The organism is Streptomyces sp. JLBT605 (assembly GCF_058215555.1).
This window is the reverse complement of the sequence record NZ_CM177087.1, coordinates 4,512,436-4,539,069: the sequence shown is the minus strand read 5'-3', so window position 1 is coordinate 4,539,069 and position 26,634 is coordinate 4,512,436. Positions and strand designations below refer to the sequence as shown.

General features: G+C 73.7%; 17 protein-coding genes and 2 pseudogenes. 7 read left to right on the top strand and 12 right to left on the bottom strand.

All coding sequences use genetic code 11. From position 1 onward, the window contains the following. Positions 1-73: 73 nt before the first annotated feature. From AC4BDD_RS19700 to AC4BDD_RS19690, 3 genes are all read right to left on the bottom strand, one after another. On the bottom strand, positions 74-940 hold the full coding sequence (locus AC4BDD_RS19700) for a sugar phosphate isomerase/epimerase family protein (RefSeq protein ID WP_490686768.1): 867 nt from the start codon (positions 938-940) through the stop codon (positions 74-76). Then, positions 940-2,118 carry a dihydrodipicolinate synthase family protein gene (locus AC4BDD_RS19695; RefSeq protein WP_490686767.1) on the bottom strand — a complete coding sequence of 393 codons (1,179 nt, stop codon included), beginning with the start codon at positions 2,116-2,118 and terminating at the stop codon, positions 940-942. Before AC4BDD_RS19695 ends, AC4BDD_RS19700 begins: the two co-directional genes overlap by 1 nt. 118 nt (positions 2,119-2,236) lie before the next feature. Continuing rightward, entirely contained in the window at positions 2,237-3,370 is a 1,134-nt protein-coding gene (locus AC4BDD_RS19690) for a Gfo/Idh/MocA family protein (RefSeq protein ID WP_490691847.1), read from the bottom strand. A gap of 275 nt (positions 3,371-3,645) precedes the next feature. Between AC4BDD_RS19690 and AC4BDD_RS19685 the strand changes: the two genes are divergently transcribed. Beyond that, positions 3,646-4,827, top strand: a complete 1,182-nt coding sequence (locus AC4BDD_RS19685; protein ID WP_490686766.1) for a LacI family DNA-binding transcriptional regulator — start codon at positions 3,646-3,648, stop codon at positions 4,825-4,827. Positions 4,828-5,042: 215 nt separating this feature from the next. Continuing rightward, a pseudogene (locus tag AC4BDD_RS19680) lies at positions 5,043-5,723 on the top strand (sugar phosphate isomerase/epimerase family protein); the annotation flags it as partial. Here the strand turns inward: AC4BDD_RS19680 and AC4BDD_RS19675 are convergent. After that, the gene (locus AC4BDD_RS19675; RefSeq protein ID WP_490686765.1) at positions 5,713-6,705 is read right to left on the bottom strand and encodes an EamA family transporter; all 993 of its coding nucleotides are present in this window, start codon (positions 6,703-6,705) and stop codon (positions 5,713-5,715) included. The pseudogene AC4BDD_RS19680 and the gene AC4BDD_RS19675 sit on opposite strands and share 11 nt — an antisense overlap. 151 nt (positions 6,706-6,856) lie before the next feature. On the opposite strand from AC4BDD_RS19675, the gene AC4BDD_RS19670 reads away from it, so the two are divergent. The 3 genes from AC4BDD_RS19670 to AC4BDD_RS19660 all read left to right on the top strand — a co-directional run bounded on the left by AC4BDD_RS19670 (position 6,857) and on the right by AC4BDD_RS19660 (position 10,651). Next, on the top strand, positions 6,857-7,789 hold the full coding sequence (locus AC4BDD_RS19670; protein ID WP_490686764.1) for a LysR family transcriptional regulator: 933 nt from the start codon (positions 6,857-6,859) through the stop codon (positions 7,787-7,789). 255 nt (positions 7,790-8,044) lie between these two features. Further along, positions 8,045-8,566 (top strand): hypothetical protein, encoded by a 522-nt coding sequence (locus AC4BDD_RS19665; protein ID WP_490686763.1) that lies wholly within the window; start codon positions 8,045-8,047, stop codon positions 8,564-8,566. A 252-nt stretch (positions 8,567-8,818) separates the two neighbouring features. Next, positions 8,819-10,651 (top strand): glycoside hydrolase family 3 protein, encoded by a 1,833-nt coding sequence (locus tag AC4BDD_RS19660; RefSeq protein ID WP_490691846.1) that lies wholly within the window; start codon positions 8,819-8,821, stop codon positions 10,649-10,651. A gap of 82 nt (positions 10,652-10,733) precedes the next feature. On the opposite strand, the gene AC4BDD_RS19655 is transcribed toward AC4BDD_RS19660, so the two are convergent. The 6 genes and pseudogenes from AC4BDD_RS19655 to speB all read right to left on the bottom strand — a co-directional run bounded on the left by AC4BDD_RS19655 (position 10,734) and on the right by speB (position 21,847). Next, on the bottom strand, positions 10,734-12,158 hold the full coding sequence (locus AC4BDD_RS19655; RefSeq protein ID WP_490686762.1) for a S28 family serine protease: 1,425 nt from the start codon (positions 12,156-12,158) through the stop codon (positions 10,734-10,736). A 208-nt stretch (positions 12,159-12,366) separates the two neighbouring features. Next, entirely contained in the window at positions 12,367-16,350 is a 3,984-nt protein-coding gene (locus AC4BDD_RS19650) for an ABC transporter ATP-binding protein (protein ID WP_490691845.1), read from the bottom strand. A 184-nt stretch (positions 16,351-16,534) separates the two neighbouring features. Then, positions 16,535-16,808, bottom strand: a pseudogene (locus AC4BDD_RS19645) (helix-turn-helix domain-containing protein). 92 nt (positions 16,809-16,900) lie between these two features. Beyond that, positions 16,901-17,887 carry a pyridoxal-phosphate dependent enzyme gene (locus AC4BDD_RS19640; RefSeq protein ID WP_490686761.1) on the bottom strand — a complete coding sequence of 329 codons (987 nt, stop codon included), beginning with the start codon at positions 17,885-17,887 and terminating at the stop codon, positions 16,901-16,903. Between the two features lie 12 nt (positions 17,888-17,899). Next, a complete protein-coding gene (locus tag AC4BDD_RS19635; RefSeq protein ID WP_490686760.1) occupies positions 17,900-20,653 on the bottom strand; it encodes a discoidin domain-containing protein in 2,754 nt (917 codons plus the stop codon). Between the two features lie 204 nt (positions 20,654-20,857). Further along, positions 20,858-21,847, bottom strand: a complete 990-nt coding sequence (speB, locus tag AC4BDD_RS19630; RefSeq protein WP_490686759.1) for an agmatinase — start codon at positions 21,845-21,847, stop codon at positions 20,858-20,860. 145 nt (positions 21,848-21,992) lie between these two features. On the opposite strand from speB, the gene AC4BDD_RS19625 reads away from it, so the two are divergent. Beyond that, entirely contained in the window at positions 21,993-22,802 is an 810-nt protein-coding gene (locus AC4BDD_RS19625) for a phosphatase (protein ID WP_490686758.1), read from the top strand. 49 nt (positions 22,803-22,851) lie between these two features. Here AC4BDD_RS19625 and AC4BDD_RS19620 read toward each other — a convergent pair whose 3' ends face one another. Together AC4BDD_RS19620 and AC4BDD_RS19615 are read right to left on the bottom strand one after the other, a co-directional pair. Next, positions 22,852-24,009, bottom strand: a complete 1,158-nt coding sequence (locus tag AC4BDD_RS19620; RefSeq protein ID WP_490686757.1) for an acyl-CoA dehydrogenase family protein — start codon at positions 24,007-24,009, stop codon at positions 22,852-22,854. An 83-nt stretch (positions 24,010-24,092) separates the two neighbouring features. Further along, positions 24,093-24,821, bottom strand: coding sequence for an SACE_7040 family transcriptional regulator (locus AC4BDD_RS19615; RefSeq protein ID WP_490686756.1), 729 nt, complete (start codon positions 24,819-24,821; stop codon positions 24,093-24,095). A gap of 167 nt (positions 24,822-24,988) precedes the next feature. Between AC4BDD_RS19615 and AC4BDD_RS19610 the strand changes: the two genes are divergently transcribed. Further along, the gene (locus tag AC4BDD_RS19610; protein WP_490686755.1) at positions 24,989-26,632 is read left to right on the top strand and encodes a carboxyl transferase domain-containing protein; all 1,644 of its coding nucleotides are present in this window, start codon (positions 24,989-24,991) and stop codon (positions 26,630-26,632) included. Positions 26,633-26,634 lie beyond the last annotated feature (2 nt).

Below are 26,634 nucleotides of genomic sequence, written 5' to 3'. Positions count from 1 at the left end.
GACAGCCGTCGTCGGGGCCCTTTGCCCTACCTCCCGCCGAACCCAGGGCCTCAGCCCCCCAATCCAGGGCGGCTCAGCGAACCTGGGCCCGGTAGCGGGCGGTCACCTCCGCCAGCACCTCGGCGCCGTCCCGGGCCCACAGCCGCGGGTTGAAGATCTCCACCTCGACCGGCCCGTCGTAGCCGGCCGCCTCCACCCGCTCCCGGAAACCGCGCAGATCGATCGAGCCGTCGCCGAGCTGCCCGCGCCCCAGCAGGACGCCCTCGGGCAGCGGGGTCACCCAGTCGGCCAGCTGGCAGACGGCGATCCGGCCCTGCGCGCCCGCCCGGCCGAGCTGTCCGGGCAGCCGGTCGTCCCACCACAGGTGGTAGCTGTCCACCACCACCCCGACCTGGCCGGCGGGGAAGCGCTCGGCGAGATCGAGTGCCTGGTCGAGGGTGGAGACCACGCAGCGGTCGGCCGCGTACATCGGGTGCAGCGGCTCCACGGCCAGCCGCACGCCCCGCCCGGCGGCGTACGGGGCGAGCTCGGCCAGCGCGTCGGCGACCCGTTCCCGGGCCCCGGCCAGGTCGCGGCTGCCGGCCGGGAGGCCGCCGGAGACCAGCACCAGGGTGCCGGTGCCCAGGGTGGCGGCCTCGTCGACCGCCGCCCGGTTGTCGGCCAGGGCGGCGGCCCGCTCCGCCGGGTCGGTGGCGGTGAGGAACCCGCCCCGGCACAGGCTGGAGACGGCCAGCCCGGCGTCCCGCACCAGCCGGGCGGCGGCCGCGACCCCGAACTCCCGCACCGGCTCCCGCCACAGCCCGACCGCGGGCACCCCGGCCCGGGCGCACCCGGCGACGAGCTGCGGCAGCGACCACTGGCGCACGGTCTGCTGGTTGATGCTGAGCCGGGCGAGCTCCGCCGCCCCGGCGTCGGGCGGGTGCGCCGCGGGTCCGGTCATCACGTCTCCACTCCGTGCAGGGCCAGCAGCTGCCGCATCCGGGCCGCGGCACGCGCCGGGTCCGGGAAGAGCCCGATCCGGTCGGCCAGTTCGTAGGCGCGCGCCAGATGCGGCAGCGAGCGCGCCGACTGGAGGCCGCCGACCATGGTGAAGTGGTCCTGGTGCCCGGCCAGCCAGGCCAGGAACACCACGCCCGTCTTGTAGAAGCGCGTGGGGGCCTGGAAGAGATGCCGGGCCAGGGGCACGGTCGGGTCGAGCAGCGCCCGGAAGCCTGGGACGTCCCCGGTGTCCAGGATCCGCACCGCCTGGGCGGCGATCGGCCCCAGTGGGTCGAAGACCCCGAGCAGGGCGTGGCTGAAGCCGCGCCCGTCCCCGGCGATCAGCTCCGGGTAGTGGAAGTCGTCACCGGTGTAGCAGCGGACGCCCTCGGGGAGGCGGCGGCGGAGGGCGATCTCCCGCTCGGCGTCGAGCAGCGAGACCTTCACGCCGTCCACCATGGCCGGGCGCGCGGCGATGACCTCCAGGAAGCTCTCGGTGGCGGCGTCGAGGTCCGCGCCGCCCCAGTAGCCGGCCAGCGCCGGGTCGAACATCGGGCCGAGCCAGTGCAGCACGACCGGGCCGCTCACCTGCCGCAGCAGCCCGTCGTAGAGCTCCAGGTAGTCCTCGGGGCCGCGCGCGGCGGCGGCCAGTGCCCGGGATGCCAGCAGCACCGGCCGCGCGCCCACCGCCTCGGCCAGCGCGAGCTGCTCCTCGTAGGCCGTGCGCACCTCGGCGAGCGGCACCGGCCCGGGCCCGGTCAGCTGATCGGTGCCCACCCCGCAGACGATCCGGCCGCCTACGGCCGCCGCCTCGGCCGCCGAGCGGCGGATCAGCTCGGCCGCGCCCGCCCAGTCCAGGCCCATGCCGCGCTGCGCGGTGTCCATCGCCTCCGCGACGCCCAGCCCGTACGACCACAGATGGCGGCGGAAGGCGAGGGTGGCGTCCCAGTCGACGGCGGCGGGCCCGTCCGCGGTGGTGTCGGCGAACGGGTCGGCCACCACGTGCGCCGCCGCGAAGACGGCACGGGAGGCGAGCGGGGCGGCGCCCGGGGCGGGCAGCACCGGCTCGGAGCGGGGCCGGTATCCGCGCAACAGCCCGCCCGGGTCGGGGAGTCGCAGGGTCGTCGTCGCGCCGCTCACCGCCCCTCCCCCGCCCGGCCGGAACGCGTGCCTTTCAGGCCGCCAGGACCGCCGACGCCGCCGGGACCCCCGACGGCACCGATACCGCCGGTGCCGCCGGTGCCGCCGGTGCCGCCGTTCACAGCGTCAGCTCCGGGACGTCCAGCCGGCTCCCGCCCGCGGACGACGCGAGGCCCAGCTCGGCCAGTTGGACCCCGCGCGCGCCGGCCAGCAGGTCCCAGCGCCAGGGCTCGCCGAGCGCCACATGGCGCAGGAACAACTCCCACTGCGCGCGGAACACGTTGCCCAGGGCGCCGTTGTCCGGCACCTCCTGCCACTGTCCGCGGAAGTCCTCGGTCACCGGCAGATCCGGGTCCCACACCGGCCGGGGCGTGACGGAACGGTGCTGCACCCGGCACCGGCGCAGCCCGGCGACGGCCGAGCCCTCGGTCCCGTCCACCTGGAACTCCACCAGTTCGTCGCGGTGCACCCGTACCGCCCAGGAGGAGTTGATCTGCGCGACGATCCCCCCGTCCAGTCGGAAGGTCGCGTAGACCGCGTCGTCGGCGGTGGCCTGGTAGGCGTCGCCCCGCTCGTCCCAGCGGCGCGGGAGATGCGTGGTGACCTGCGCCTGGACGGTCCGGACGGGGCCGAACAGCTCATGCAGCAGGTACTCCCAGTGCGGCAGCATGTCGAGCGCGATCCCGCCGCCGTCCGCCGCGCGGTAGTTCCACGAGGGGCGCTGCGCCGGCTGCCAGTCGCCTTCGAAGACCCAGTAGCCGAACTCCCCGCGCACCGAGAGGATCCGGCCGAAGAATCCGCCGTCGATCAGCCGCTTCAGCTTGCGCAGGCCCGGCAGGAACAGCTTGTCCTGCACGACCCCGTGCCGCACCCCGGCCGCGTCCGCCTGCCGGGCCAGCTCCAGCGCCCCGGCCAGGCCGTCCGCGGTGGGCTTCTCGGTGTAGACGTCCTTGCCGGCCGCGATGGCCTTGGCCAGGGCCGGTTCGCGGGCGGCGGTGATCTGCGCGTCGAAGTAGAGGTCCACCCCGGGGTCGGCCAGCACCGCGTCCAGGTCGGTGGCGACATCGGCCTCCGGGTCCAGGCCGTGGCGTTCGGCGATGGCGCGCAGCGCGGCGGCGCGCCGGCCGACCAGCAGCGGTTCGGGCCACAGCACGCTGCCGTCGCCGAGATCGAGGCCGCCGTCCTCCCGGATGGCGAGCAGCGAACGGACCAGGTGCTGCCGGTAACCCATGCGGCCGGTCACGCCGTTCATGGCGATCCGCACTCGTCTGCGCCTCACGTCGCTTCCTCCTGCTTCGGCATGCCGTTGGTGGCCCCGGTAAGTCAGTAAGCGCTTTCAGCCCGTCGACGCTAGTCGCCGCGCCGCCCGCCGGACAAGGCATCCGGCGCACGGCCTCTTGCCGCCGCACCGCCGGGTGAGAGCATGTACGCCCATCACGCCCGGCGTGTCCGGGGTGTTCCGGTGCGGCCCGCGCCGCACGCGTCCGGACCGCCGCCACGCCCACGTCGCTCACCAGTGGAGGACCCATGGCAGTGACCCTGGCCGATGTGGCGGCACGGGCTCGGGTTTCGGCGGCGACGGTGTCGCGCGTGCTGAGCGGCAACTACCCGGTGGCGGAGTCGACCCGGGCGCGGGTGCTGCGCGCGGTCGACGAACTGGAGTACGTGGTCAACGGCCCGGCCAGCGCTCTGGCGGCCGCCAGCTCGGACCTGGTCGGCGTCCTCGTCAACGACATCGCGGACCCCTTCTTCGGCATCCTGGCGGGCGCGGTGCAGGGCGAGATGGGCCGGGGCGGGGTGCCGGGCCGGGCGGGCGAGAAGCTGGCCGTCATATGCAGCACCGCCGGGGCACCGGCACGCGAACTCACCTACCTCACGCTGCTCCAGCGCCAGCGCGCGGCCGCCGTCGTCATCACCGGCGGGGCGGTGGAGGACCCGGCGCACGCCGCCGCGGTCGCCGCGAAGGTCGCCCGGCTCACCGCGACCGGCACCCGGGTGGTGCTGTGCGGGCGGCCACCGGTGCCGGGCGCGGTGACCCTCACCTTCGACAACCGGGGCGGCGCCCGGCGGCTGACCGAGCATGTGCTGGCCCTCGGCCACCGGCGGATCGGCTATGTGGCGGGCCCGGCCGAGCGCACCACCACCCGGCATCGGCTGGAGGGCCACCGCGCCGCCCTGGCCGCGCGGACCGCGGGCGGCTCGGTCGCGTACCGGGATGCCGGCGGCCCGGAGGGCGCGGACGCCCGCGGCGCGGCGATCGCCTCCGGCGGCGCGGTCCCGGCCGGTGGGGGCGCGGGGCCCGGCGGGGGCGCGGTGCGCGCGGAGGCCGATCGGCTGACCGTCTTCGCCTCCTACGACCGCTCGTCGGGCTATGACGCCGCGCTGGAACTGCTGCGCCGCGACCCGGACCTGACCGCCGTGGTGGCCGCCAACGACACCATCGCGCTGGGGGTCTGCGCGGCCCTGCGCGATCAAGGGCTTCGCATTCCGCAGGACGTCTCGGTGGCCGGCTTCGACGACCTGCCGTTCAGCGCCGACGCGGTCCCGGCGCTGACGACCGTACGGCTGCCGCTGCACGAGGCCGGTGCGCGGGCGGGGCGGCTGGCGCTCGGCCGGGAGCCGCTGCCGCCGGGCGGCGTGGCGATGATCCGCACCGAGTTGATGGCCCGGTCCTCCACCGCTCCGCCGCGTCCCGGCGGCGCGGGTTAAGGGGGTGTCCGGTCGGTCTCCGCGACGCCGGCCAAGACCCACCGGCCGCCCCCTGCGCCCAAGCGGGTGAGCCGAAGGGCGCGCCGCCCGCGCCGCGGGGGCTGATCGACGCCCCGGCTGCCTAACGTCCGGCCTGGGCCCTCCTCACGGCACCGCCCGGGGCGGAGTCCGCGGAGGTGGCCCGGGGAGCCACCGTCCGCTCAGCGAGGTGCCTGATGAAGTTGGCCTTTTCGACGCTCGGCGTGCCCGGGCTGCCCATGCCGGAGGTGGTCCGGCTCGCGGTCGGGCACGGCTACCACGGCGTGGAGCTGCGCGCCCACCCCGAGGAACCGGTGCATCCGGGGCTGGCGGCGGCCGAACGGGCCGAGGTGGCCGCCAGGTTCGCCGACGCCGGGGTGGAGATCCTCGCCGTCGCCGGGTACGTGCGGGTGGCCGAGGCGGGCCCGGACGAGCCGGTCCTGGCCGGGCTGCGGGAGCTGGCCGACCTCGCCGGAGATCTGGGCGCGCCCGCGGTGCGGGTCTTCCCCGGCGCCGGGGAGAAGCCCGGCGCCGAGGCCGACGCGGCGGCGGCCCTGCGGCTGGCGGCGGCCGCGCCGCACGCCGCCGACCGGGGCGTGCGGCTGCTGCTGGAGACCCATGACTCGCACCGCACCGGCGCCGCCACGGCCCGGGTCCTGAACGCCGTTCCGGGCGGCGGGGCGGGGGCGATCTGGGACGTGATGCACCCCTGGCTGGGCGGCGAGGAGCCGGCCGACACCTTCGCCGCGCTCGCCCCCCATCTGGAGGCGGGCCATGTGCAGGTCAAGGACATCGCCTCCGCGGAGGACACGCGTCCGTTGCCACTGGGAGCGGGGGTGCTGCCGCTCGGCGAGTGCGTGGAACTGCTCAGCCGCGCGGGCTGGGAAGGCTGGCTGTGCTGGGAGTACGAGCGGCGCTGGCACCCCGAGGCGGCTCCGCTGCCGGAGCTCCTCGGTCCGGGGCGGGAGCATCTGATGCGGCTGCTCGCCGACGCCGCCTGACGACCGAGGCCCCGGGCAGCGAGGTGAGGGCCACCCCGCCGACCAGCAGCGCGGCGGCCAGCCAGCGCAGCGGGCTGATCGCCTCGTCCAGCAGCAGCGCCGCCGAGGACATCCCGAAGACCGGGACGAGCAGGGAGAACGGGGCGACGACCGAGGCATCGTAGGTGCGCAGCAGATGGCCCCAGATCCCGAAGCCGAGCAGGGTGGTGACCCAGGCGACGTAGAGGATGGCGCCGGTCCCGCCCCAGTCCAGGGAGGCGAGCGCGGCCCGGTCGGCGGCCGGCCCCTCGAAGATCAGCGAGAGGACCAGCAGTGGCAGCACCGGCACCACGCTCACCCAGACCATGAAGCGCAGCGCGTCGGGCGGGGCGGCACGCCGGGTGAGCACGTTGGACACTCCCCAGCACGCCGCGGCGGCCACGCACAGGGTGAAGCCGAGGACCGGCCCGGAGGCGCCTTCGTCGACGGCGGCCACCGCGATGCCGGCGAGCGCCACGGCCATGCCCAGCAGCCGCACCCGGGTGGGGCGCTCGCCGAGGACCAGGGCGGCGGCGAGCGCGGTGAAGACCGCCTGGATCTGGAGCACCAGCGAGGAGAGCCCGGCGGGCATGCCCTGCCGCATGCCGATGAAGAGCAGCCCGAACTTGGCGACGCCGAGCGCCACTCCCACGCCGAGGATCCACCGCCAGGCGACCTGCGGCCGGCCGACGAAGAAGACCGCGGGCAGCGCCGCGGCCAGGAAGCGCAGGGCGCAGAAGAGGAGCGGCGGGAAGTGGTCGAGTCCGACTTCGATGACGACGAAGTTGACACCCCAGATGGCGGTGGTGAGGACGGCGAGGAGGAGATGGACGGGTCGCATGGACTTCACGATCCCGGCCCTGGACCGTGAAGCACCAGCGCGGATCTCTTCATGATTGGATGCAGCAACGCTACAAGAACGGGTCATCGGGCGGCGGTGTCCGGAGCGCGGGACTCCCGCGCGCGAACGGGCCGCGGGTGAGGAGTGGAGCATGCTGGACCTGTCCCGGCTGCGGGCGCTGCACGCGGTCGCCGTGCACGGTTCGGTCAGCGCCGCCGCGGTCGCGCTCGGCTACACCCCGTCCGCGGTCTCCCAGCAGATCGCCAAGCTGGAACGGGAGACCCGCACCAAGCTGCTGGAGCGGCGGGGCCGCGGGGTGGCGCTGACCGACGCGGCCGCGCAACTGGCGCAGACCGCCGAGGAGTTGCTGGCCATGGTGGAGCGGGCCGAGACCGCCCTGGAGGAGCGCCGCGGGCTGCCGACCGGCCGGCTGGTGATAGGCGCCTTCGCCTCGGCGGCGCGCGGGCTGCTGCCGTCCGTCCTGGCGGAGCTGACCGACCGCTGGGGGCGGCCCCGGTCGGGCCCCGGGCCGGACGCGCTGGACGCCCGGCTGGTGGAGGTCGACCCGCATCTGTCGCCCGACCTGGTGGCGCGCGGGGTGATCGACGTCGCGGTCACCCATGACTGGGACATCTCGCCGCTGCCCGCACCGGAGGGCGTGGAGCGGGCGGTGATCGGCGACGACCCCTCGGACGTTCTCGTCCCGGCCGGTCACCCGCTGGCCGCCCGCACCACCCTGGACCGCGCCGACCTGGCCGCCCAGCGGTGGATCTGCCAACCGCCCGGTTCGGTCTGCCACGACTGGCTGATCCGGACCCTGCGCGCCTGCGGCCAGGAGCCGGACCTCGCCTACCAGGTGGCCGAGTACCAGTCGCAGATCGCGCTGGTGGCCGCTGGGCTCGGCATCGCCCTGGTCCCCCGGCTCGGCCGCGGCCCGATACCGGCGGGGGTGGTCGCCATCCCACTGGAGCCGACTCCGGTGCGGCGGCTGTACGCCCTGTGGCGCCCGGGCGCGGCCCGCCGCCCGGCGATCACCGAGACGGTCCGGACCCTCCAGCGGCACTGGCCCCACCGCGACGGCTGACACCCTCGCGCGGCTACGGCTACGACTGGGGGACGGTTGGGATGGCTACGGCGACCGCGGGGCCGGCCGGGCCACGCGGCGCGGCGGCGGGCGGGGGCGAGGCGCGCGGCGCACCATGGGCGCATGTGCCCCGATACGGAACCGGGCCGGGCCGCCGGACGTCCCAGCGGTGTGCCGACCAGCCGAGCTCGCCCGACGCCTCACGACCGCGCCCGCACCCGCACCCGCGCTCGTACGCGCACCGCCCTTCGCGCGGTGGCGCGGATCGCCCTGCCCAGCCTGCTGCTGGCCACGCTGCTCGCCGCCTGCGGTCAGGGGCAGCAGCCCGCCGACGCCGACTCGCCCGGCAGCCGACCGTCCGGCACCGGCACCGGCACCGGCACCGACGACTCCGCGCCCGCCTCGCAGGGCGGCCGGATCGACACCGGGCTCGCTTCCTTCGACTCCGGCACCGGCGCGGTGCCGGACGTGCGCCAGGTGATCCGGAACCGCACGCAACTGGCCGCCTTCGCGAAGCGGTTCGGGGCGGCCGGCGTCAAGATCAACGAGCGCGCGGACGCCACCGACTTCTCCCGGTTCACCCTGGTCGGCTGGTCGGTGACGACCGGATGTGCGAAGTGGCCGTCCGCGACGCTGCACCGCTCGGGCGACACGCTTCGCCTGGTCGCCGGGGAGCACCAGCCCCCGCCGCCGGAGTGCTTCGCGCCCTTCCACGCCGTGGCGGTCTTCACGGTGCCGAGCCAACGGATGCCGGAGCAGCCGCGCTTCGCCCATTGACCCGCCGGGGCTCTGCGCCTATGCCGTGTCATGAGCATTGCCATGGCACCGGCTGAGCGGCGCCGCCGTCCGCTCGACGCGCGCCATGAGCCTGCCCCTTTCCGGAAGGAGCGCACGGTGCACGATCCCGCCTCCCACCCACCCACGCAGCCCGCGGCCCACCCGCCCGCGCAGCCCGCATCGCACCCGTCCGCGCGGCCCGCCGCCGACCCGCCCACGCGGCTTGCCTCCCGCCCACCCACCCGGCGGGCTGTGCTCACCGCGACCGCGGCGGCCACCGCCGGGGCCGCCCTCGTCCACGGCGCCGGGCAGGGCACCGCCCGGGCCGCCGACCGGGACGACGCCGGGCGCGGTTGCCCCAGTCGCGAGCAGCTCCGGGCACTGATCGCCCGGATGACCCTGCCGGAGAAGATCGGGCAGCTCTTCGTGATGCGGGTGTACGGACACTCCGCCACCGAGCCCGACCCCGCCGATGTCGAGTCCAACCGCAAGGAGATGGGGGTCGCCAACGCCGCCGAGCTCATCGCCCGGTACCACGTGGGCGGCATCATCTACTTCGCCTGGGCGCACAACACCCGCGACCCGCACCAGATCGCCGGGCTTTCCAACGGCATCCAGCGCGCCGGGCTCGCCCAGCCCACACCGCTGCCGCTGCTCATCTCGACCGACCAGGAACACGGCATCGTCGCCCGGGTCGGCGCACCCGCCACCCTCTTCCCCGGCGCGATGGCCCTGGGCGCCGGGGGCAGCGTCTCCGACGCGCGCGCCGCGGCCCGGGTGGCCGGGCGGGAGCTGGCCGCGCTGGGCATCCGGCAGAACTACGCGCCGGTGGCCGACGTCAACGTCAACCCGGCCAACCCGGTGATCGGCGTACGGTCCTTCGGCGCCGATCCGCGGGCCGTCGCCGAGCTGGTCGCGGCGCAGGTGGAGGGCTACCGCAGTGGCGGGGTGGCGGCGACCGCCAAGCACTTCCCCGGCCATGGCGACACCTCCGTCGACAGCCATGTCGGGCTGCCGCTGATCACCCACTCACGGCAGGAGTGGGAACGGCTGGACGCTCCGCCGTTCCTGGCCGCCATCGATGCCGGCATCGAAGCGATCATGACCGCGCATCTGCTCTTCCCCGCCCTGGACCCGGTCGACGACCCGGCCACCCTGTCCCGGCCGATCCTCACCGGGGTGCTCCGCGGCGAACTCGGCTTCGACGGCGTGGTGGTCACCGACTCGCTCGGCATGGCCGGGGTCCGGGAGAAGTACGGCGACGACCGGGTGCCGGTGCTCGCCGTCAAGGCGGGCGCCGACCAGTTGCTGAACCCGCCGGACCTGCCGACCGCCTGGCAGGGCCTGCGCGCGGCGGTGGAGAGCGGCGAGATCAGCGAGGCGCGACTGGACGAATCGATCCTGCGCATCCTGGAACTGAAGGCGCGCCGCGGGCTGTTCGCCGACGCGTACACCACGGACGAGGAGGTGGACCGGGTCGTCGGGACCCGCTCGCACCGCGCCGCCGCCGACCGGATCGCCGGCCACACCACGACGCTGATCGCCCATGACGGGGAGGTGCTGCCGCTCTCCCGCCGCCGCCACCGCGAGCTGCTCGTGGTCGGCGTGGATCCGGCCGCGCCCTCGGGCACCGGCGGTCCACCGACCGCCGTGCTCGCCCGCGCCCTCACCGAGCTCGGCTTCACCGCCGAGGCGCTGTCCACCGGCACCGGCGGCAAGCCGGATCCGGCACCGGAGCGGATCGAGGCGGCGGTCGCGGCGGCCCGCACGCGGGACGCGGTGATCGTGGCGACGTACAACGTGGGCCGTGCCTCCAGCCAGCGCGCCCTGGTCGCCGCGCTCACCGCGACCGGCGTACCGGTGATCCATCTCGCGCTGCGCAACCCGTACGACATCGCCCAGTTGACCGGGGCCGGGCTCGCGGCCTCCCTGGCCTGCTACTCCTGGACGGATGTGGAGATGCGGGCCGCCGCCCGGGTCATCGCCGGGCGGACCCGTCCGCGCGGCAGACTGCCGGTCTCCGTCCCAAGCGCCGATGACCCGGCCCGCGTGCTCTACCCGGTCGGACACGGACTGACGTACTGAACGGGCTCTGCGGAGTGGCGTGAAAAAGGTCTCCGGACGGGCTCGGGTGAGCCCGTCCGGAGACCGCCGGTCGATCGGAAGGCTACGGCCGCAGCAGCGGCTCGCGCTCGATCTCCCGCTTGTCCAGCTTGGAGTCGTACCTGGCCAGCGGCTTGGCCGGCTTCTCGCCGTCCCGCACCGCCGCCGGGGCGACACCGGCCCACTTGAGGATGTCGGCCGTGGCCTTCTCCTTCTCGCCGGCGATCAGACCGGCGACGTTGGCACCGTGGTTGGCGCCCGGAGCGCTGTAGACGTAGCTGTCCTCGGCGCCCTTGCCCAGGCGGAACTGCTCCGCGCCCCACGGGTCGTTCTCCCCGTAGACGAACATCATCTGCTCGGCGTTGTGCCGGACCCAGCGGTCCACGTCACGCATGGCGGACGGGTGGAACTTCATCGGGATGGAACGCGGCACGTAGCTGCGCGGGTCGTAGATCCCCGGGTAGCGCAGCAGCCCGTCCAGGTGCGGGGTCTCGAAGGTGGGAGAGCCCAGCTGGGTGCCCGCCTGGTAGTAGTACGGCGTGTAGGTCTCCAGGCCCTGGTCGGTGTAGGCCGAGAAGCCGGAGATGTTGTCGATGAAGGTGTACAGCTCGTCGGTGGAGACGGTCGGCGCGGGCACGGAGGCGCAGTCCTTCTCCAGGCTGTACTGCCAGAAGGCCCACACCAGGTCCAGGACGACGTTCTCGTACGCCTTGTCGGCGCTGCCGACGACCTCGAAGGTCTGCTTCTCCTCGTCGGCCCACTTCTGGTAGCGGGCCACGATCTCGTCGCGGCGCACCAGGGCCTCACGCTGCACGGCGTTCAGCTTGGCGCGGCACTCCGGGGTGCCGACGTGGGAGAAGAACCGGTCGTAGGCCGAGTCCTCCTTGTTCACCACGTCGTTGGGCGCGACGTAGGCGACGGTGCCGTCCATGTCGTTCGGGTAGAAGCGGCGGAAGTAGGTGGCGGTCATGCCGCCCTTGCTGCCGCCGGTGGCCAGCCAGTTCTTGCCGTAGATCGGCTTGAGGGCCTTGTAGAGGCGGTGCTGGTCACTGGCCGCCTGCCAGATGTCGAGCTTCGACCAGTCCGCGGGCTGCGGCCGGGACGGAGTGAAGAACCGGTACTCCATCGAGAGCTGGTTGCCGTCGATGATCTGCGTCGGCTCGCTGCGGCGCGGGGTGGTCTTGAGGTTGTAGCCGGAGGTGAAGAACACCGTCGGCCGGTCCGTGGCCTTGTGGAGCAGCGTGATCCGCTGCTCGAAGGTGCCCTTGGACGGGTGCCGGTGGTCGATCGGCTGCTTGTAGGTGAAGACGAAGAAGCGGTACCCCTGATACGGCTTCTCCTCGACGAAGGTCATCCCCTTGATGGAGAGGAGCCTGTCCTTGATGTCCGGCTCGGCGGCGGTCGCCGCTCCTGTTGCCGACGCGGCGCCGACGCTGACGGTGCCTATGAGCACCACCAGCGACAGCAGCCATCTGAGCGCCTTGCGCATACGCCCTCCCCTGGGTTCGCAAAGGTCGCGGCGAACCTACCCAAGTCACACCCGGCCCGCCAGACCTGATTGGCACCCTTGCGGACACGGAGAGTTGCCGCCCGCCCGGCCCGCCCCGCTCGTCAGGGCGGTGGCGGGCGCCGCTCAAGGGCCGCGCTCGGGAACCGGGTTTGCGGGCCGGGCTTGAGCACCTCGCGGCCGCGGCCGCTCAGACCACCGCGGGCTCGGCCTCGCCGGTGAACGTCCGCCACAGCTCGGCGTACCGGCCGTCGCTCGCCACCAGCGACTCGTGGGTGCCGTCCTCCACGACCCGGCCGTGGTCCAGCACCACCACCCGGTCCGCGCGGGCGGCCGTGGTCAGCCGGTGCGCGACGACCAGGGTGGTGCGCCTGCCCGCCAGCCGGTCGGTCGCCTGGTTGACCAGTGCCTCGGTTGCCAGGTCCAGGGCGGCGGTGGCCTCGTCGAGCAGCAGGATGTCCGGGTTCACCAGCTCGGCGCGGGCCAGCGCGATCAACTGCCGCTGCCCGGCGGAGAGGTTGCGCCCGCGCTCGGCCACCTCGTGCAGATAGCCGCCGTCCAGCGACGCCACCATGGCGTGCGCGCCGACCGCGCGGGCGGCCGCCTCCACCTCGGCGTCGGTCGCGTCCGGCCGCCCGTAGGCGATGGCGTCGCGGACCGTGCCGGGGAAGAGGTACGACTCCTGCGGGACCACCCCGAGCCGGTGCCGGTAGCCGGTCATGTCGAGCTCGCGCAGGTCCGTGCCGTCCACCCGGACCGACCCGGAGGTCGGGTCGTAGAAGCGGGCGACCAGCTTGACCAGGGTGGACTTGCCCGCTCCGGTCTCGCCGACGAACGCCACCGTCTGGCCCGCGGGTATGCGCAGGTCTATGCCGCTGAGCGCGGCCACCTCGGCGCTCCCGGCAGCCGCCTCGACGCTTTCGGCACCGACGCCGCCTTCCGCACCGGCGGCACCGGCACTCGTGGCATCGGCGGCGCCGGCACCGCCGTACCGGAAGTGCACGTCCTCGAAGACGATCTCCCCGCGCAGCTCCTTCACCTCGCGGGGCGACTCGGCGGCCGGTGTGGTCGTCGGCTCGCGCAGCAGCTCCTGGATGCGGCGCAGCGAGACGGAGGCCTGCTGGTAGCCGTCGAAGACCTGGGAGAGCTGCTGCACGGGCGCGAAGAACAGGTCGATGTAGAGGAGGTAGGCGACCAGGGCGCCGGTGGTGAGGGTGGAGTCGCCGACCCGGTGTGCGCCGACGATCAGCACCGCGGCGGCGGCCACCGAGGACAGCAGCTGCACGAAGGGGAAGTAGACCGATATCAGCCACTGGCCGTGCACCCGGGCCTGCCGGTAGTCGTCGCTGCGCTCGGCGAAGCGGCGGCGGCCGGTGTCCTCGCGCCGGAACGCCTGCACGATCCGCAGGCCCGCGACGCTCTCCTGGAGGTCGCCGTTGACCCCGCTGATCCGCTCCCGGGCCAGCTCGTACGCCTTGACGCTCTGCCGCCGGAAGAAGATCGTGCCGAGTATCAGCGGGGGCAGGGTCGCGAAGACCACCAGCGCCAGCTGCACGTCGATGACGAAGAGGGCGACCAGGATGCCGGCGAAGCTCAGCAGGCTGACCACGGCGGTGACCAGGCCGGTCTGCAGGAAGGTGGACAGGGCGTCCACGTCGGTGGTCATGCGGGTCATGACCTTGCCGGTCAGCTCGCGCTCGTAGTAGTCGAGGCCGAGCCGCTGGAGCTGCGCGAAGATCTTGACGCGGAGCGAGTACAGCACGCGCTCACCGGTGCGCCCGGTCAGCCGGGTCTCCCCGATCTGGGCGGCCCACTGGCCCAGCACCACCAGCAGCGCGAGGCCGGAGGCGGCCCACACGGCGCCGAGCGCGGCGCGCTGCACCCCCTCGTCGATCCCGTGCCGGATCAGCACCGGCAGCAGCAGTCCGGCGATCGCGTCGGCGGCCACCAGCAGCAGGGCGAACAGCAGCGGCACCCCGAAGCCGCGCAGCAACTGCCGCAGGCCGTACGCCTTCTCCGGCCGCTGCGCTGCCTCCTCGTCGATGTCGGGGGTGTCGGTGGCCGGCGGCAGTGCGGCCACCTTGGCCAGCAGGTCGGGGGTGGCCGGCATGCCGGCCAGCGCGCCCGCCATTCCGCCGGGCTGCCCGGCGGCGGCCGCCGTGGCGGCGGGGGCGGCGGGGGCCGTGCCGGGGCCGCCCGCGCCGTGGCGGCCGCGGTCCTTGTCGCCGGCGCGCTGCCACAACTCCGGCGTGACGCCGTCGGCGACCCGGCGCCGCGCGTTGACCGGCTCGTAGTCGATCTCGGCCTCGGCCTCGACGTCCAGCTCCAGCTCGAAATCGAGGTCCAGGTCCCGATCGGCACGGCCGTCGCCGTCCGGGGACCCGCCGGGGCCGCCGTCGAGACCGCCGGCGAGACCGGCCGGGTCACGGGTGATCCCGCTCAGCTCGTCCGGGTCGGTGAGCAGCCTGCGGTACAGAGCGCAGCGGGCCCGCAGCTCGTCATGGGTGCCGACGTCGGCCACCCGCCCGCCGTCGAGCACCGCGATCCGGTCGGCGAGGGCGAGGGTGGAGAGCCGGTGGGCGATGAGCAGGGTGGTGCGGCCGGCCATGACGCCGCGCAGCGCCTCATGGATCTCGTGCTCGACCCGCGCGTCCACCGCCGAGGTGGCGTCGTCCAGCACCAGCAGCCGGGGGTCGGTGAGGATGGCCCGGGCCAGAGCGATGCGCTGGCGCTGGCCGCCGGAGAGGGTGAGCCCCTGCTCGCCGACCTCGGTGTCGTAGCCGTCGGGCAGCTCGGTGATGAAGGAATCGGCCTGGGCGGCGCGGGCCGCCGCCCGTATCTGCTCCTCGGTGGCGTCCGGCGCGCCGTAGGCGATGTTGGCGCGGACGGTGTCGGAGAAGAGGAAGCTGCTCTCCGGCACCAGCCCGATGGCCGCGCGCAGCGAGGCGTAGGTCAGATCGCGCACATCGTGGCCGCCGATCCGCACCGCACCGCCGGTCGCGTCGTAGAAGCGGGGCAGCAGCAACGAGAGGGTCGACTTGCCGCTTCCGGAGGCGCCCACCACGGCCAGCGTCTCCCCCGGCTCGATGCGCAGCGAGACGTCGTCCAGCACCGGGTGCTCGGGGTCGTACCCGAAGCTGACATGGTCGAACTCGACGGTCGCGGGGGCGTCGGCGGGCAGCTCATGGGCGTCCGGCCGCTCGCTGATGGCGGGCTCGGTGTCGATCAGCTCGAAGACCCGCTCGACGCCGGCCCGGGCCTGCTGGCCCATGGTCAGCATCATGGTGAGCATCCGGACCGGGCCGACGAGCTGGGCGAGGTAGGTGGAGAAGGCGACGAAGGTGCCGAGCGTGACCTGCCCGCGACTGGCCATCCAGCCGCCGAGGGCCAGCATGGCGACCTGGCCGAGCGCGGGCACGGCCTGGAGGGCGGGGGTGTAGCGGGAGTTGAGGCGGACGGTGCGCAGCCGGGCGGCGAACAGCTCGCGGCCGGCGGCGCGCAGCTTGCCGGTCTCCTGGGCCTCCTGCCCGAATCCCTTGACCACCCGCACGCCGGTGACCGCGCCGTCCACGACGCCGGCCACCGCGGCGGCCTGCCCCTGGGCGTACCAGGTGGCGGGGAAGAGCCGGGTCCGGCTGCGGCCGGCGAGGATCCACAGGGCCGGGGCGACGGCCACCACCACGAGGGTGAGCAGTGGCGAGAGGATCGCCATCACGATCAGCGAGATGACGAAGAGCAGGACGTTGCCGATCATCATCGGGACCATGAAGAGCAGGCCCTGTATGAGCTGGAGATCGCTGGTGCCCCGGCCGACGACCTGGCCGGTGCTGAGCTCGTCCTGACGTCTGCCGTCCAGCCGGGTGATCGCCTGGTACATCTCGGTGCGCAGGTCGTGCTGGACGTCGAGCGCGAGCCGGCCGCCGTAGAAGCGCCGGATGTAGGTGAGGACGTACACCGCGACCGCGGCGACGATCAGCAGGGTGGCCCAGGGGGTGATCGACCGCTCCTGATCGACGATCACGTCGTCGATGATCAGCTTCGGGATCAGCGGCACCAGGGCCATGACCGCCATTCCGGCGAGCGAGGCGCCCAGCGAGAGCAGCACATTGCGCCGGTACCGCCAGCAGTACCGGGTCAGCCTCCTCACCCAGCCCTGCTGCTCCCCGTCCCCCATCGACGCGCTTGCCACCCCGTGACCTCCTGGTCCCTCGGCTCCACCCCGCGGCTCATGCCACCGGATGCTGCAACGCGCGGGTGTTCGGATTTCATCCTGCGGCAACAAAACTCGGTCGATGGTCGGAGTCGGGACCCAGGTCCATGGCCCCGGGGGCCGCCCGGAGCGAGGCCGGCGGCGTGGGTCAGGCGACGCGCGCCTCGGCCCCGCTCGCGGAGTCCTCGTCCGGCACGACCGTGATCGCGGCACAGCGCGCAGCCACGTCGTCCAAGGCGAGCCCGAGGGCGGAGGCCAGCGCCGAGACGGTGAAGAAGGCGGGTTGTCGGGGCCCGACCGGTCTCGATCTTGCGGAGGGTCTCGGCGGAGATGCCGGCCGCCGGGGCGACCGTTGCCATGCTGCGCTCGCCGCGCGCCTGCCGCAACAGGATGCCCAGGTAGCGGCCGCGTTCGCGTTCCAGCGGGGCCGGACGACGGCGCCCGGGTGCTCACACTCCCGTGACGCCGGCGATGCGCCCGCTGACCATCGGCGCCCCGCCGGCCCTCGCCCCCGCTAACCCTCGCCCTCCTGGGCGCCCTCGCCCAGCAGCCGGGTGAAGCGCGCCAGGTCGACGTTGCCGCCGGAGATCACCACCCCCACCCGGGGCGGCAGGTCCTTGATCCGGCCCGCCAGCAGCGCCGCCAGCCCGGTGGCCCCACTGGGCTCGATGACGATCTTGAGGTAGGTGAAGGCCACCGCCATCGCGGTGCGGATCTCCTCGTCGCTGACGAGCACCACCTCGTCCAGCAGCCGCTGGTTGACGGCGAACGTCAGCTCCCCGGGCATCTCCAGTGCCTGCCCGTCGTCGATGGTGCGCGGCACCGGAATCCGCACCCGGTGCCCGGCCTCCAGCGACCGCTTGTAGTCGTCACCCGCCTGCGGCTCGACGCCGATGGTGCGGATCGCCGGGTCCAGGCCCCGCACCGCGGTGGCACAGCCCGCCATCAGGCCGCCCCCGCCGACCGGGGCGATCAGCGCGCCGAGCCCCTCGACCTCCTCCATCAACTCCAGGCCGACCGTGCCCTGGCCGGCCATGACCTGCGGGTCGTCGTACGGCGGGATGAGCGTCAGCCCCCGGTCGGCGGCCAGCTTGGTGCCGATCGCCGCCCGGTCGCCGGTGTAGCGGTCGTAGCTCATCACCTGGGCGCCGTAGCCGAGCGTCGCGGCCCGCTTGGCCTCGGGGGCGTCCTCCGGCATCAGAATGGTCGCCGAGGTGCCGAGGATGCGGGCCGCCAGCGCCACCGCCTGGGCGTGGTTGCCGGAGGAGTAGGCCGCCACCCCGCGCCGCAGCCGGCCGGGCGTCAGCTGCGCGATGGCGTTGTAGGCGCCGCGGAACTTGAAGGCGCCCACCCGCTGGAAGTTCTCGCACTTGAGGAAGGTCCGGGCGCCGACGCGCTCGTCCAGGATCCGGGAGGTCAGCACCGGGGTACGGTGCGCGACGCCGCGGATCCTGGCCGCGGCCGCGTGGACATCGTCGAGGGTGATCCTTGGGCTGGTCATGGCAGAGCGTTATCAAGGCCCGGCCCGGCGCACCACCAGTTCCGCCACACCGGCCCGCTTCTTGTCGTCCGCCGACCGCAGCGTCACCCTGACGTAGCGCGCCTTGGCGGCGGCGGTGCGCGGCGTGGGCGGCGTGGTCCACTGCCTGCCGTCCACCGAGACGCGCACCTGGTAGTCGGCGGGCCGCACCGTGGTCCACACCGGGGTGACGGAGGAGACCGACCGCACCGCGCCGAGGTCGGCGGTGAGGCTGCCGCGCACCCCGTCGGGCACCCAGGCGGTGGCGGTACTGCCGTCCAGCGCGGCGCCCGCGTACATCCCCGGCTCCTCGGAATCGGCCTTCGCCGAGGTGCAGCGGGCGAGGTTCGTGGTGGGCTCCAGGTCCGGACGGCGGGTCTTGAGCACGGCCGGAGCCTCCGCGCTGACCACCCGTTCGCCCTGCGGGGTCTGGATCCGGAAGGGTTCCCCGGCAGTCAGCCGCACCGCCGTCTCGTGTGCGCCGAGCGCGATCTCGAAGGTGCGGCCCTGCCAGCGCAGGCCCCGCAGGGTGACCCCGTGCGGCAGCTGCGGCGGCAGCATCGGGTCGAGCTCCACCCGGTCCTCGCGCAGCCGCAGCCCGGTCAGACCGTGGGTGAAGACCTGGAGGAAGCCGCCCTTGCCGGTGAGGAAGTCCTGTGCCGGGGAGCCCGCGAGCGGGTCCGCCGCCCCCGCCACGTCGCCCCGGGCCTCCGAGAACAGGTGGAAGGGGCCGCGGGCGAACGGCCGGATGGAGCGCTCCAGATAGGTGTACGTCGAGCAGCCGGGCTCGCCGATGGCCGCGGCGTCGATGGCGTGCACCGAGTCGGTCATGGCCGGGCCGTCGGGGTCGGTGCGCGCGGCGTAGTAGTCCAGGGTGTTGACGGCGGCCTGACGGGCCATCGGCCACTCCAGCGGATACATCAGCAGGACCGTGTCCGCCTGCTTGATCAACGAGCCCTGGTAGCCCGCGTACTGCTGGAAGACCTGGCGCTTCGCGTCGTAGGGGATGCGCAGCGAGCGGGCGATCCGGTCCCAGTGGGCCGGGGCCTGCTCGCCCAGCAGCCGGGCGACGCGGGTGGCGTGGCGCAGCGTGGTGGCCGCGCCGGCGTTGGTGAACACCCCGTCGTCGACGCCGTTGCTGTACTCGTCGGGCCCGGCCACGTCCTTGACGGAGTAGCTGCCGTCGGCGTTGCGGCTGACCCGCGAGGTCCAGAACTCCGCGATGCCCTTGAGCACCGGCCAGCCGCGCCGGCGCAGCCAGTCGATGTCGCCGGTGGCCAGGTAGTACTGCCAGACGGCCAGCGCGATGTCGCTCTGCAGGTGGATCTGGGTGCGGCAGTGCGGCGGGTCGACGCTGTGGCACTCGGTGGGCAGATCGCCGCGGCTGGCGCTGTTCCAGGGGTAGAAGAGCCCCTGGTAGCCGAGTCGGCGGGCGTTGGCGCGGGCGGCCGTCTGGGTCCGGTAGCGGTATTCGACGACGGTCCGGGCGAGGTCGGGGTGGGCGGCCAGCAGCCCGGGGAACATCCACGTCTCGGCGTCCCAGAAGACCAGCCCGGCGTAGTTGTCACTGGTCAGCCCGGTGGGCGCGATGCTGTTGCGGGCTCCGGCGCGGGTGTTGGCCAGCAGCCCGTACTGCGCCGCGCGCAGCCACGCCTGGAGTCCGGGCGCCCCGGGCACCTCGATGTCGGCGCGCCACAGTTGCCGCCAGGCGGCGGTGTGCTCGGCGAGCAGCTGGTCCCAGCCGCGCCGGGCGGCCCGCTGGGAGGCGTCGGTGGCGGTGGCGCGCGGGTCGCGTGAGGTGAGGGCGGTGTCCACGCCGACGTATTTGGTGATCTCGTAGGAACGGCCGCGCTCGACCGGGAAGGTCAGCGCCTGGTGCGCGGTCAACCTCCCCTTGCCGGCAAGCTCTTGGCGTTCGGCTTCTGTACGCACCTCGGGGCCGTGGCGCAGGGTGGAGGCGACCGCTCCGGCGGTGTTCGTGCCCTGTGTGCGGAAGGTGACGTCCACGGTCCGGTCGCCCGGCCGCACCCCGCCGCCGGTCTGGGTCAGCCGTCGCGCGCCGCGGCCGTCGAGGGCGCCGGTGACGGTGGCGTGGCCGCTCCAGTGCGGGGTCATCCGCAGCCGTACGGCGCCGGTGTGTGCGGCGTTGCGGTCGGTGAGCACCTCGTAGACCAGGTCGGTGGCCCGACCGTCGGCGGCGGTCCAGGTGAGGGAGGTGCGCACCAGCCCGCAGCGCAGGAACTGGGTCTGCCGGTAGTGCGAGATCCGGCCTGCTCCGGTGCCGGCCCCGAAGGTCTCGGCGCCCTCGCCGCCGGTGCGCACATCGAGCGTGGTCCAGGTCGGCAGAGCCGCGATGACCTGCCGGTTCTCGGTGATCTCGGGGGTGTGCGCGTACAGCCCGGAGACCAGCGAGCCGTCGTAGCGGGGGGTGAAGAGCGGCCAGCCGGTCTTGGCGTCCGACTCGGCGTATCCGGCGCCGTTGGGCGGCACCCGCTGACCGAGGTAGCCGTTGCCGACGAAGGCGTGGTGGCTGTCCTTGGGATCGATCCGGGTGGCGGTCGGCGCCCAGGGGCCGGGGGCGGCGTCCGCGCAGGGTGCGCCGGAGCCGCTGCCCGCGCCGGCCTGCGCGGTCCGATGCCCGGTGGCGGCCGACACCGGGGGGACCGCCGCGGCGAGAGCGCCCGCGAGGAGTGGCGCCAGCAGCCGTGCGGGGCGGCGCGGCCGTGAGAGGTTCCGGGAGTGCCTCATCGCTCTCCTCAGTGATCGCCGGGGGTCTAGGCGACCATAAAGAGATGAACACACCGCGTCAATGGACGATGCGGTGTGTTCAGATGATGAACTCTCTTGGCTCAACGGTCAGATGGCCGCGCGCTCAGCGCCCGGGGCCGGTGACGTCAGCGCCCGTGGCGACTCGGCGGTCCGGGCCGGTGAGCCGCTGCCCCACCGGGCGTCTCAGCCACGTGCGGCGGCGATCTGACGGGCCATGATGGTGGTCAACTCGTACGCCGTGTGGGAGGCGGCGACGCAGGTCATCTCGGCGTGGTCGTACGCCGGGGCGACCTCCACCACGTCGGCCGAGACGAGGTTGCAGGACGCCAGCCCGCGCAGGATCTCCAGCAGCTCGCGGGAGGTGAGGCCGCCGGCCTCGGGGGTGCCGGTGCCGGGGGCGTGCGCCGGGTCCAGCACGTCGATGTCGATGGAGATGTACAGCGGCCGGTCGCCGATGCGCTGGCGGAGCTGGTCGGCCACCTCGTCCACGCCGCGCCGCATCACGTCGGCGGAGGTGACGATGCCGAAGCCCATCTTGGCGTCGTCGTCCAGGTCCTGCTTGCCGTAGAGCGGGCCGCGGGTGCCGACGTGGCTGAGCGCCGAGGTGTCGAGGATGCCCTCCTCCACCGCGCGCCGGAACGGCGTGCCGTGGGTGTACTCCGCGCCGAAGTAGGTGTCCCAGGTGTCCAGGTGCGCGTCGAAGTGGAGCAGCGCGACCGGACCGTGCTTGCGGGCCACCGAGCGCAGGATCGGCAGCGCGATGGTGTGGTCGCCACCGAGGGTCATCAGCCGGGCACCGGTGCCCAGCAGGTCGTCCGTGGCCGCCTCGATGGTCTCCACGGCCTCGTTGATGTTGAACGGGTTCGCGGCGATGTCACCGGCGTCGGCGACCTGCGCCAGCGCGAAGGGAGAGGCGTCCTGCGCCGGGTTGTACGGGCGCAGCAGCCGGGAGGCCTCACGGATGGCGTTGCCGCCGAAGCGGGCGCCCGGCCGGTAGGAGACCCCGGTGTCGAAGGGCACGCCGACGACCGCGACGTCAGCGGCGCCGCCGACCTCGTCCAGGCGCGGCAGCCGGGCGAAGGTCGCGGGCCCCGCGTAGCGCGGTATACGGGAGGAATCGACAGGCCCAACGGGGCCGGCGGGCTGACCGGGCTGACGGGCGTCCGTGCTCATGCGGCTGCTGCCTCTCGGCGGGTGCGGGTTCAGGGATTACGGCATACGAGCGTAAGCAGCGGCACGGAATCCGCACATGTACGTTCCCGAGGACCAAGCACGGCTATTTGGACACCACGTCCATTTCCTTGCCGCAGGGGAGACAATGGGCCTCATGCCGATACCGAGCCCTGCCCCGAGCCGCGCCGAGCTGATCGACCACCTCGTCCGCACCCGCATCGCGGGTGATGTCGCCACTCCCCGGGACAACAACCTCTCGCACTACCGGGCGCTGGCCAACGGTGATCGGCACTACTGGCTGGGCCTGGAGCTGGGCGACCGCTGGGCCGATGAGCAGGACGTCCTGGCCGTGATGGCGGAGCGCTGCGGCGTGGTCGACGACCCCGGGCACCGCACCGGGCAGGACACCATCGACCCGGAGCTGACCGTCGGCGCCCTGGACCGGATGGCGGCGGTGCTGCGCAAGGCGGCCGAGGCGCGGCAGCGGGTGCTGTTCGCCACCGGGCACCCCGGCGGCCTGCTGGACGTGCACCGCGCCACGGCCGCGGCGCTGCGGGCCGCGGGCTGCGAGATCGTGGAGATCCCCGGCGGGCTGACCGCCGACGAGGGCTATGTCTTCCAGTTCGCCGACGTGGCGGTGCTGGAGCGCGGCGCCACGCTGTGGCACACCCACTCCCCCGCCCCGATGGCGGCGATCCTGGACGGGCTGCTGCGCGAGGGCCGGCCGCTGCCGGACCTGGTCGTCGCCGACCACGGCTGGGCGGGCTGCGCGGGCCAGCGCGGGATCGATGCCGTCGGCTACGCGGACTGCAACGATCCGGCGCTCTTCCTCGGCGAGGCGGAGGGCACGCTGTCGGTGGTGGTGCCGCTGGACGACCACGTCACCAACCCGCGGTTCTACGACCCGATGACCGGCTACCTGCTGGAGGCGGCCGGCCTCACCACGGGCTTCTGACCCTGACATCGTCCGTTGTACATGCGGCGCGGGGCGCCGGTGAGGTGGCTCACAGCCCCATCGACTTGGCGATGATGGAGCGCATGACCTCGCTGGTGCCGCCGTAGATCCGGGTGACCCTGGTGTCCGCGTACAGCCGGGCGATGGGGTACTCCATCATGTAGCCGTAGCCGCCGTGCAGCTGGAGGCACCGGTCGATGACGACGGCGGCCCGCTCGGTGGTGAAGAGCTTGGCGGAGGCGGCGTCGGCGGCGGTCAGCTCACCGGCGTCGTGCGCGTCCAGCGCCCGGTCCACGACCGCCTGCATCGCGTCCACCTCGGCCTTGCAGTCGGCCAGGGCGAACTTCGTGTTCTGGAAGGACGCCACCGCCTGACCGAAGACGGTGCGGTCCCGGACGTACGCCTTGGCGAACTCCACGGCAGCGGCCGCCTGGGCGTAGGCCCCGACCGCGATGCCGAGGCGCTCCTGCGGCAGGTTGTGCGTGAGGTACTCGAACGCCCTGCCCTCTTCGCCCAGCAGGTCCTCCACCGGCACCTTCACGTCGGTGAAGGACAGCTCGGCGGTGTCGGAGGTCTTCAGACCCAGCTTCTCCAGCTTGCGGCCGACCGCGTAGCCCTCGCTCGTGGTGTCCACCACCAGGATGGATATGCCGCCGCGGCGGTTGTCGGGGGTGGCGGGCGCGGTGCGGGCGCACACCAGCACCCGGTCGGCGAGCACGCCCCCGGTGATGAAGGTCTTGGCGCCGTTGAGGACGTAGTGGGTGCCGTCGTCGGAGAGCTTGGCGGTGGTCTTCATGCCGGCCAGGTCGGAGCCGGTGCCGGGCTCGGTCATGGCGATGGCGGTCATCATCTCGCCGCTGACGAAGGGCGGCAGCCAGCGCCGCTTCTGCTCCTCGGTCGCGTACTTGAGGAGGTACGGCAGGCAGAGCCCGGTGTGCACGCCGCTGCCGCCGAAGCTGACGCCGGCGCGCGCGATCTCCTCGGTGATCACGGCGTTGAACTTGAAGCTGCGCTCCCCCGCGCCGCCGTACTCCTCGGGCACCTCGATCCCGAAGACGCCCAGCTCACCCAGTTTCCGGTAGAAGTCGCGGGGTGCCTGACCGGCCTCCCGCCACTCGTCGTAGTACGGCACGACCTCGGCCGCGATGAAGTCGCGGATGGTCTCGCGGAACGCCTCGTGGTCCTCGTTGAACACGGTCCGACGCATGGCTGACTCCTCGCTGGGCTGGACCCGACCGCCTGCTGGCTAAGCGCTTGCTCAGCTGACTCCCGGGGAAAGCTACCCGTCGGTCAGTCGGCGTGTCCAGAGCCGCGCGCGGAGCCGCCCGCGGAGCCGCCGTCGCCCTGCCCGGAGCCGTCACCGCGCCCGGAGCCGTCGGCGTGCCCGGAGCCGTCGGCGGCGCCGTCGCCCCACTCCGGGACCCCGGCCGCCGCGCCGAACGCCCCCAGCGCCAGCCGGTGCAGCAGGTCGGCGGTGGCCTCACGCCCCTGGAGCGCGCCGGGCCGTCCCAGGTGGGGGGTGGAGTTGAGCAGCCCGAACACGGCGTGCACGGCGGCCCGCGCCGGGCACTCGGCGAGCCCCGGGTAGACCTGGCGCACCACCTCGACCCACAGCTCCACGTACTGCCGCTGGAGCTGGCGCACCAGCTTGCGGTCGCTCTCCCGGAGCCGGTCCAGCTCCCGGTCGTGCAGGGTGATCAGCGGGCGGTCGTCGAGCGCGAAGTCGATGTGCCCCTCGATGAGGGAGTCCAGCAAGGCGGCGGGCCCCTGACCGGCCACGGCGGCCTCGGAGACCCGGCGCTTGCCGCCCGTCAGCAGCCGTCCGCTGATCCCCACCAGCAGCTCGGCGAGCATGGCGTCCTTGCCGGCGAAGTGCCGGTAGAGGCCGGGGCCGCTGATGCCGACCGCGGCACCTATCTCGTCGACTCCGACGCCGTGGAAGCCGCGCTCCGCGAAGAGTCGGGCGGCCTCCCGGAGGATCTGTTCACGACGGGTCTCGGCGGGCGCGTGCGTGCTCATGAAATTGATTCTAGACAGCGGCGTTAATGAGCGTTAACGTGATGTCACGGCAGGTTAACGCTCATTAACAAGACTGGCTGGGCGCGGCGCCGCCCCCGAGGACCTCGGGGCATCGGCGCGTCGGCGCCTCGGCGGTCCGGTGGGACCGAGCAAGGGGGCTCGTAGCCATGGAGCAGGCACCGGTGCTGCACACCAGCGCCGATCCGGCGTCCGACGCCTGGCGCGTCAATGAGGCGGCGCACCGCGAGCTGGTGAAGCAGCTGTGCGAGAAGCTCGGGCTGGCGCGGCTGGGCGGCGGCGAGAAGGCGCGCGCCCGGCACACCGCGCGCGGCAAGCTGCTGCCGCGCGACCGGGTCGACACGCTGCTGGATCCCGGCTCACCGTTCCTGGAGCTGGCGCCGCTGGCGGCCGACGGGATGTACGGCGACCAGGCCCCGGCGGCCGGAGTGATCGCCGGGATCGGGCGAGTCGCGGGCCGCGAGGTGGTCGTGGTCGCCAATGACGCCACGGTCAAGGGCGGCACCTACTACCCGATGACGGTGAAGAAGCATCTGCGCGCCCAGGAAGTGGCCCTGGAGAATCGCCTGCCATGCCTCTACCTCGTCGACTCCGGCGGCGCGTTCCTGCCCATGCAGGACGAGGTCTTCCCCGACCGGGAGCACTTCGGCCGCATCTTCTACAACCAGGCGCGGATGTCCGGCGCGGGGATCCCGCAGGTGGCGGCGGTGCTCGGTTCATGCACCGCGGGCGGCGCCTATGTTCCGGCGATGAGCGACGAGGCCGTCATCGTGCGCGAGCAGGGCACGATCTTCCTGGGCGGGCCCCCGCTGGTGAAGGCCGCCACCGGTGAGGTCGTCACGGCCGAGGAGCTCGGCGGCGGCGAGGTGCACTCCAAGGTCTCCGGCGTGACCGACCATCTCGCCGAGGACGACGCGCACGCGCTGCGCATCGTCCGCTCCATCGTCTCCACGCTCCCCCCCTCGCTCGCGCAGCGCGGGCAGCTGCCGTGGCAGGTGAGGGCGGCCGAGGAGCCCGCCGTCGACCCCTCCGGGCTGTACGGCGCGGTCCCGGTCGACTCCCGCACCCCCTACGACGTCCGCGAGGTCATCGCGCGCGTGGTCGACGGCTCGCGGTTCGCGGAGTTCAAGGCCGAGTTCGGGACGACGCTGGTGACCGGGTTCGCGCGGATCCAGGGCCACCCCGTGGGCATCGTCGCCAACAACGGCATTCTCTTCTCCGAGTCGGCCCAGAAGGGCGCGCACTTCATCGAGCTGTGCGACCAGCGCGGCATCCCGCTGGTCTTCCTGCAGAACATCTCCGGCTTCATGGTCGGCCGCAGCTACGAGGCGGGCGGCATCGCCAAGCACGGCGCCAAGATGGTGACGGCGGTGGCCTGCACCCGGGTGCCCAAGCTGACCGTGGTGATCGGCGGCTCGTACGGCGCCGGCAACTACTCCATGTGCGGGCGGGCCTACTCCCCCCGCTTCCTGTGGATGTGGCCGAACGCCAAGATCTCGGTGATGGGCGGCGAGCAGGCCGCCTCGGTGCTCGCCACCGTCAAGCGCGATCAGCTGGAAGCGCGCGGCGAGGAGTGGAGCGCGGAGGACGAGGCCGCCTTCCGGGCCCCCATCCGCGAGCAGTACGACACCCAGGGGAACGCGTACTACGCCACCGCCCGGCTGTGGGACGACGGCGTGATCGACCCGCTGGAGACCCGGACGGTGCTGGGGCTGGCGCTCACCGCCTGCGCCAACGCCCCGCTGCCCGAAAAAGACCCTGCGGCGCCCGGCTACGGCGTCTTCCGGATGTGACG

What these genes read in the sequence shown, in the direction of transcription:
- AC4BDD_RS19615 (WP_490686756.1), bottom strand. Translation starts at nt 24,821, where the DNA reads ATGAGCACGCACGCGCCCGCCGAGACCCGTCGTGAACAGATCCTCCGG.
- AC4BDD_RS19655 (WP_490686762.1), bottom strand. Translation starts at nt 12,158, where the DNA reads ATGCGCAAGGCGCTCAGATGGCTGCTGTCGCTGGTGGTGCTCATAGGC.
- AC4BDD_RS19670 (WP_490686764.1), top strand. Translation starts at nt 6,857, where the DNA reads ATGCTGGACCTGTCCCGGCTGCGGGCGCTGCACGCGGTCGCCGTGCAC.
- AC4BDD_RS19690 (WP_490691847.1), bottom strand. Translation starts at nt 3,370, where the DNA reads ATGAACGGCGTGACCGGCCGCATGGGTTACCGGCAGCACCTGGTCCGT.
- AC4BDD_RS19635 (WP_490686760.1), bottom strand. Translation starts at nt 20,653, where the DNA reads ATGAGGCACTCCCGGAACCTCTCACGGCCGCGCCGCCCCGCACGGCTG.
- AC4BDD_RS19685 (WP_490686766.1), top strand. Translation starts at nt 3,646, where the DNA reads ATGGCAGTGACCCTGGCCGATGTGGCGGCACGGGCTCGGGTTTCGGCG.
- AC4BDD_RS19620 (WP_490686757.1), bottom strand. Translation starts at nt 24,009, where the DNA reads ATGCGTCGGACCGTGTTCAACGAGGACCACGAGGCGTTCCGCGAGACC.
- AC4BDD_RS19675 (WP_490686765.1), bottom strand. Translation starts at nt 6,705, where the DNA reads ATGCGACCCGTCCATCTCCTCCTCGCCGTCCTCACCACCGCCATCTGG.
- AC4BDD_RS19640 (WP_490686761.1), bottom strand. Translation starts at nt 17,887, where the DNA reads ATGACCAGCCCAAGGATCACCCTCGACGATGTCCACGCGGCCGCGGCC.
- speB (WP_490686759.1), bottom strand. Translation starts at nt 21,847, where the DNA reads ATGAGCACGGACGCCCGTCAGCCCGGTCAGCCCGCCGGCCCCGTTGGG.
- AC4BDD_RS19625 (WP_490686758.1), top strand. Translation starts at nt 21,993, where the DNA reads ATGGGCCTCATGCCGATACCGAGCCCTGCCCCGAGCCGCGCCGAGCTG.
- AC4BDD_RS19650 (WP_490691845.1), bottom strand. Translation starts at nt 16,350, where the DNA reads ATGGGGGACGGGGAGCAGCAGGGCTGGGTGAGGAGGCTGACCCGGTAC.
- AC4BDD_RS19610 (WP_490686755.1), top strand. Translation starts at nt 24,989, where the DNA reads ATGGAGCAGGCACCGGTGCTGCACACCAGCGCCGATCCGGCGTCCGAC.
- AC4BDD_RS19700 (WP_490686768.1), bottom strand. Translation starts at nt 940, where the DNA reads ATGACCGGACCCGCGGCGCACCCGCCCGACGCCGGGGCGGCGGAGCTC.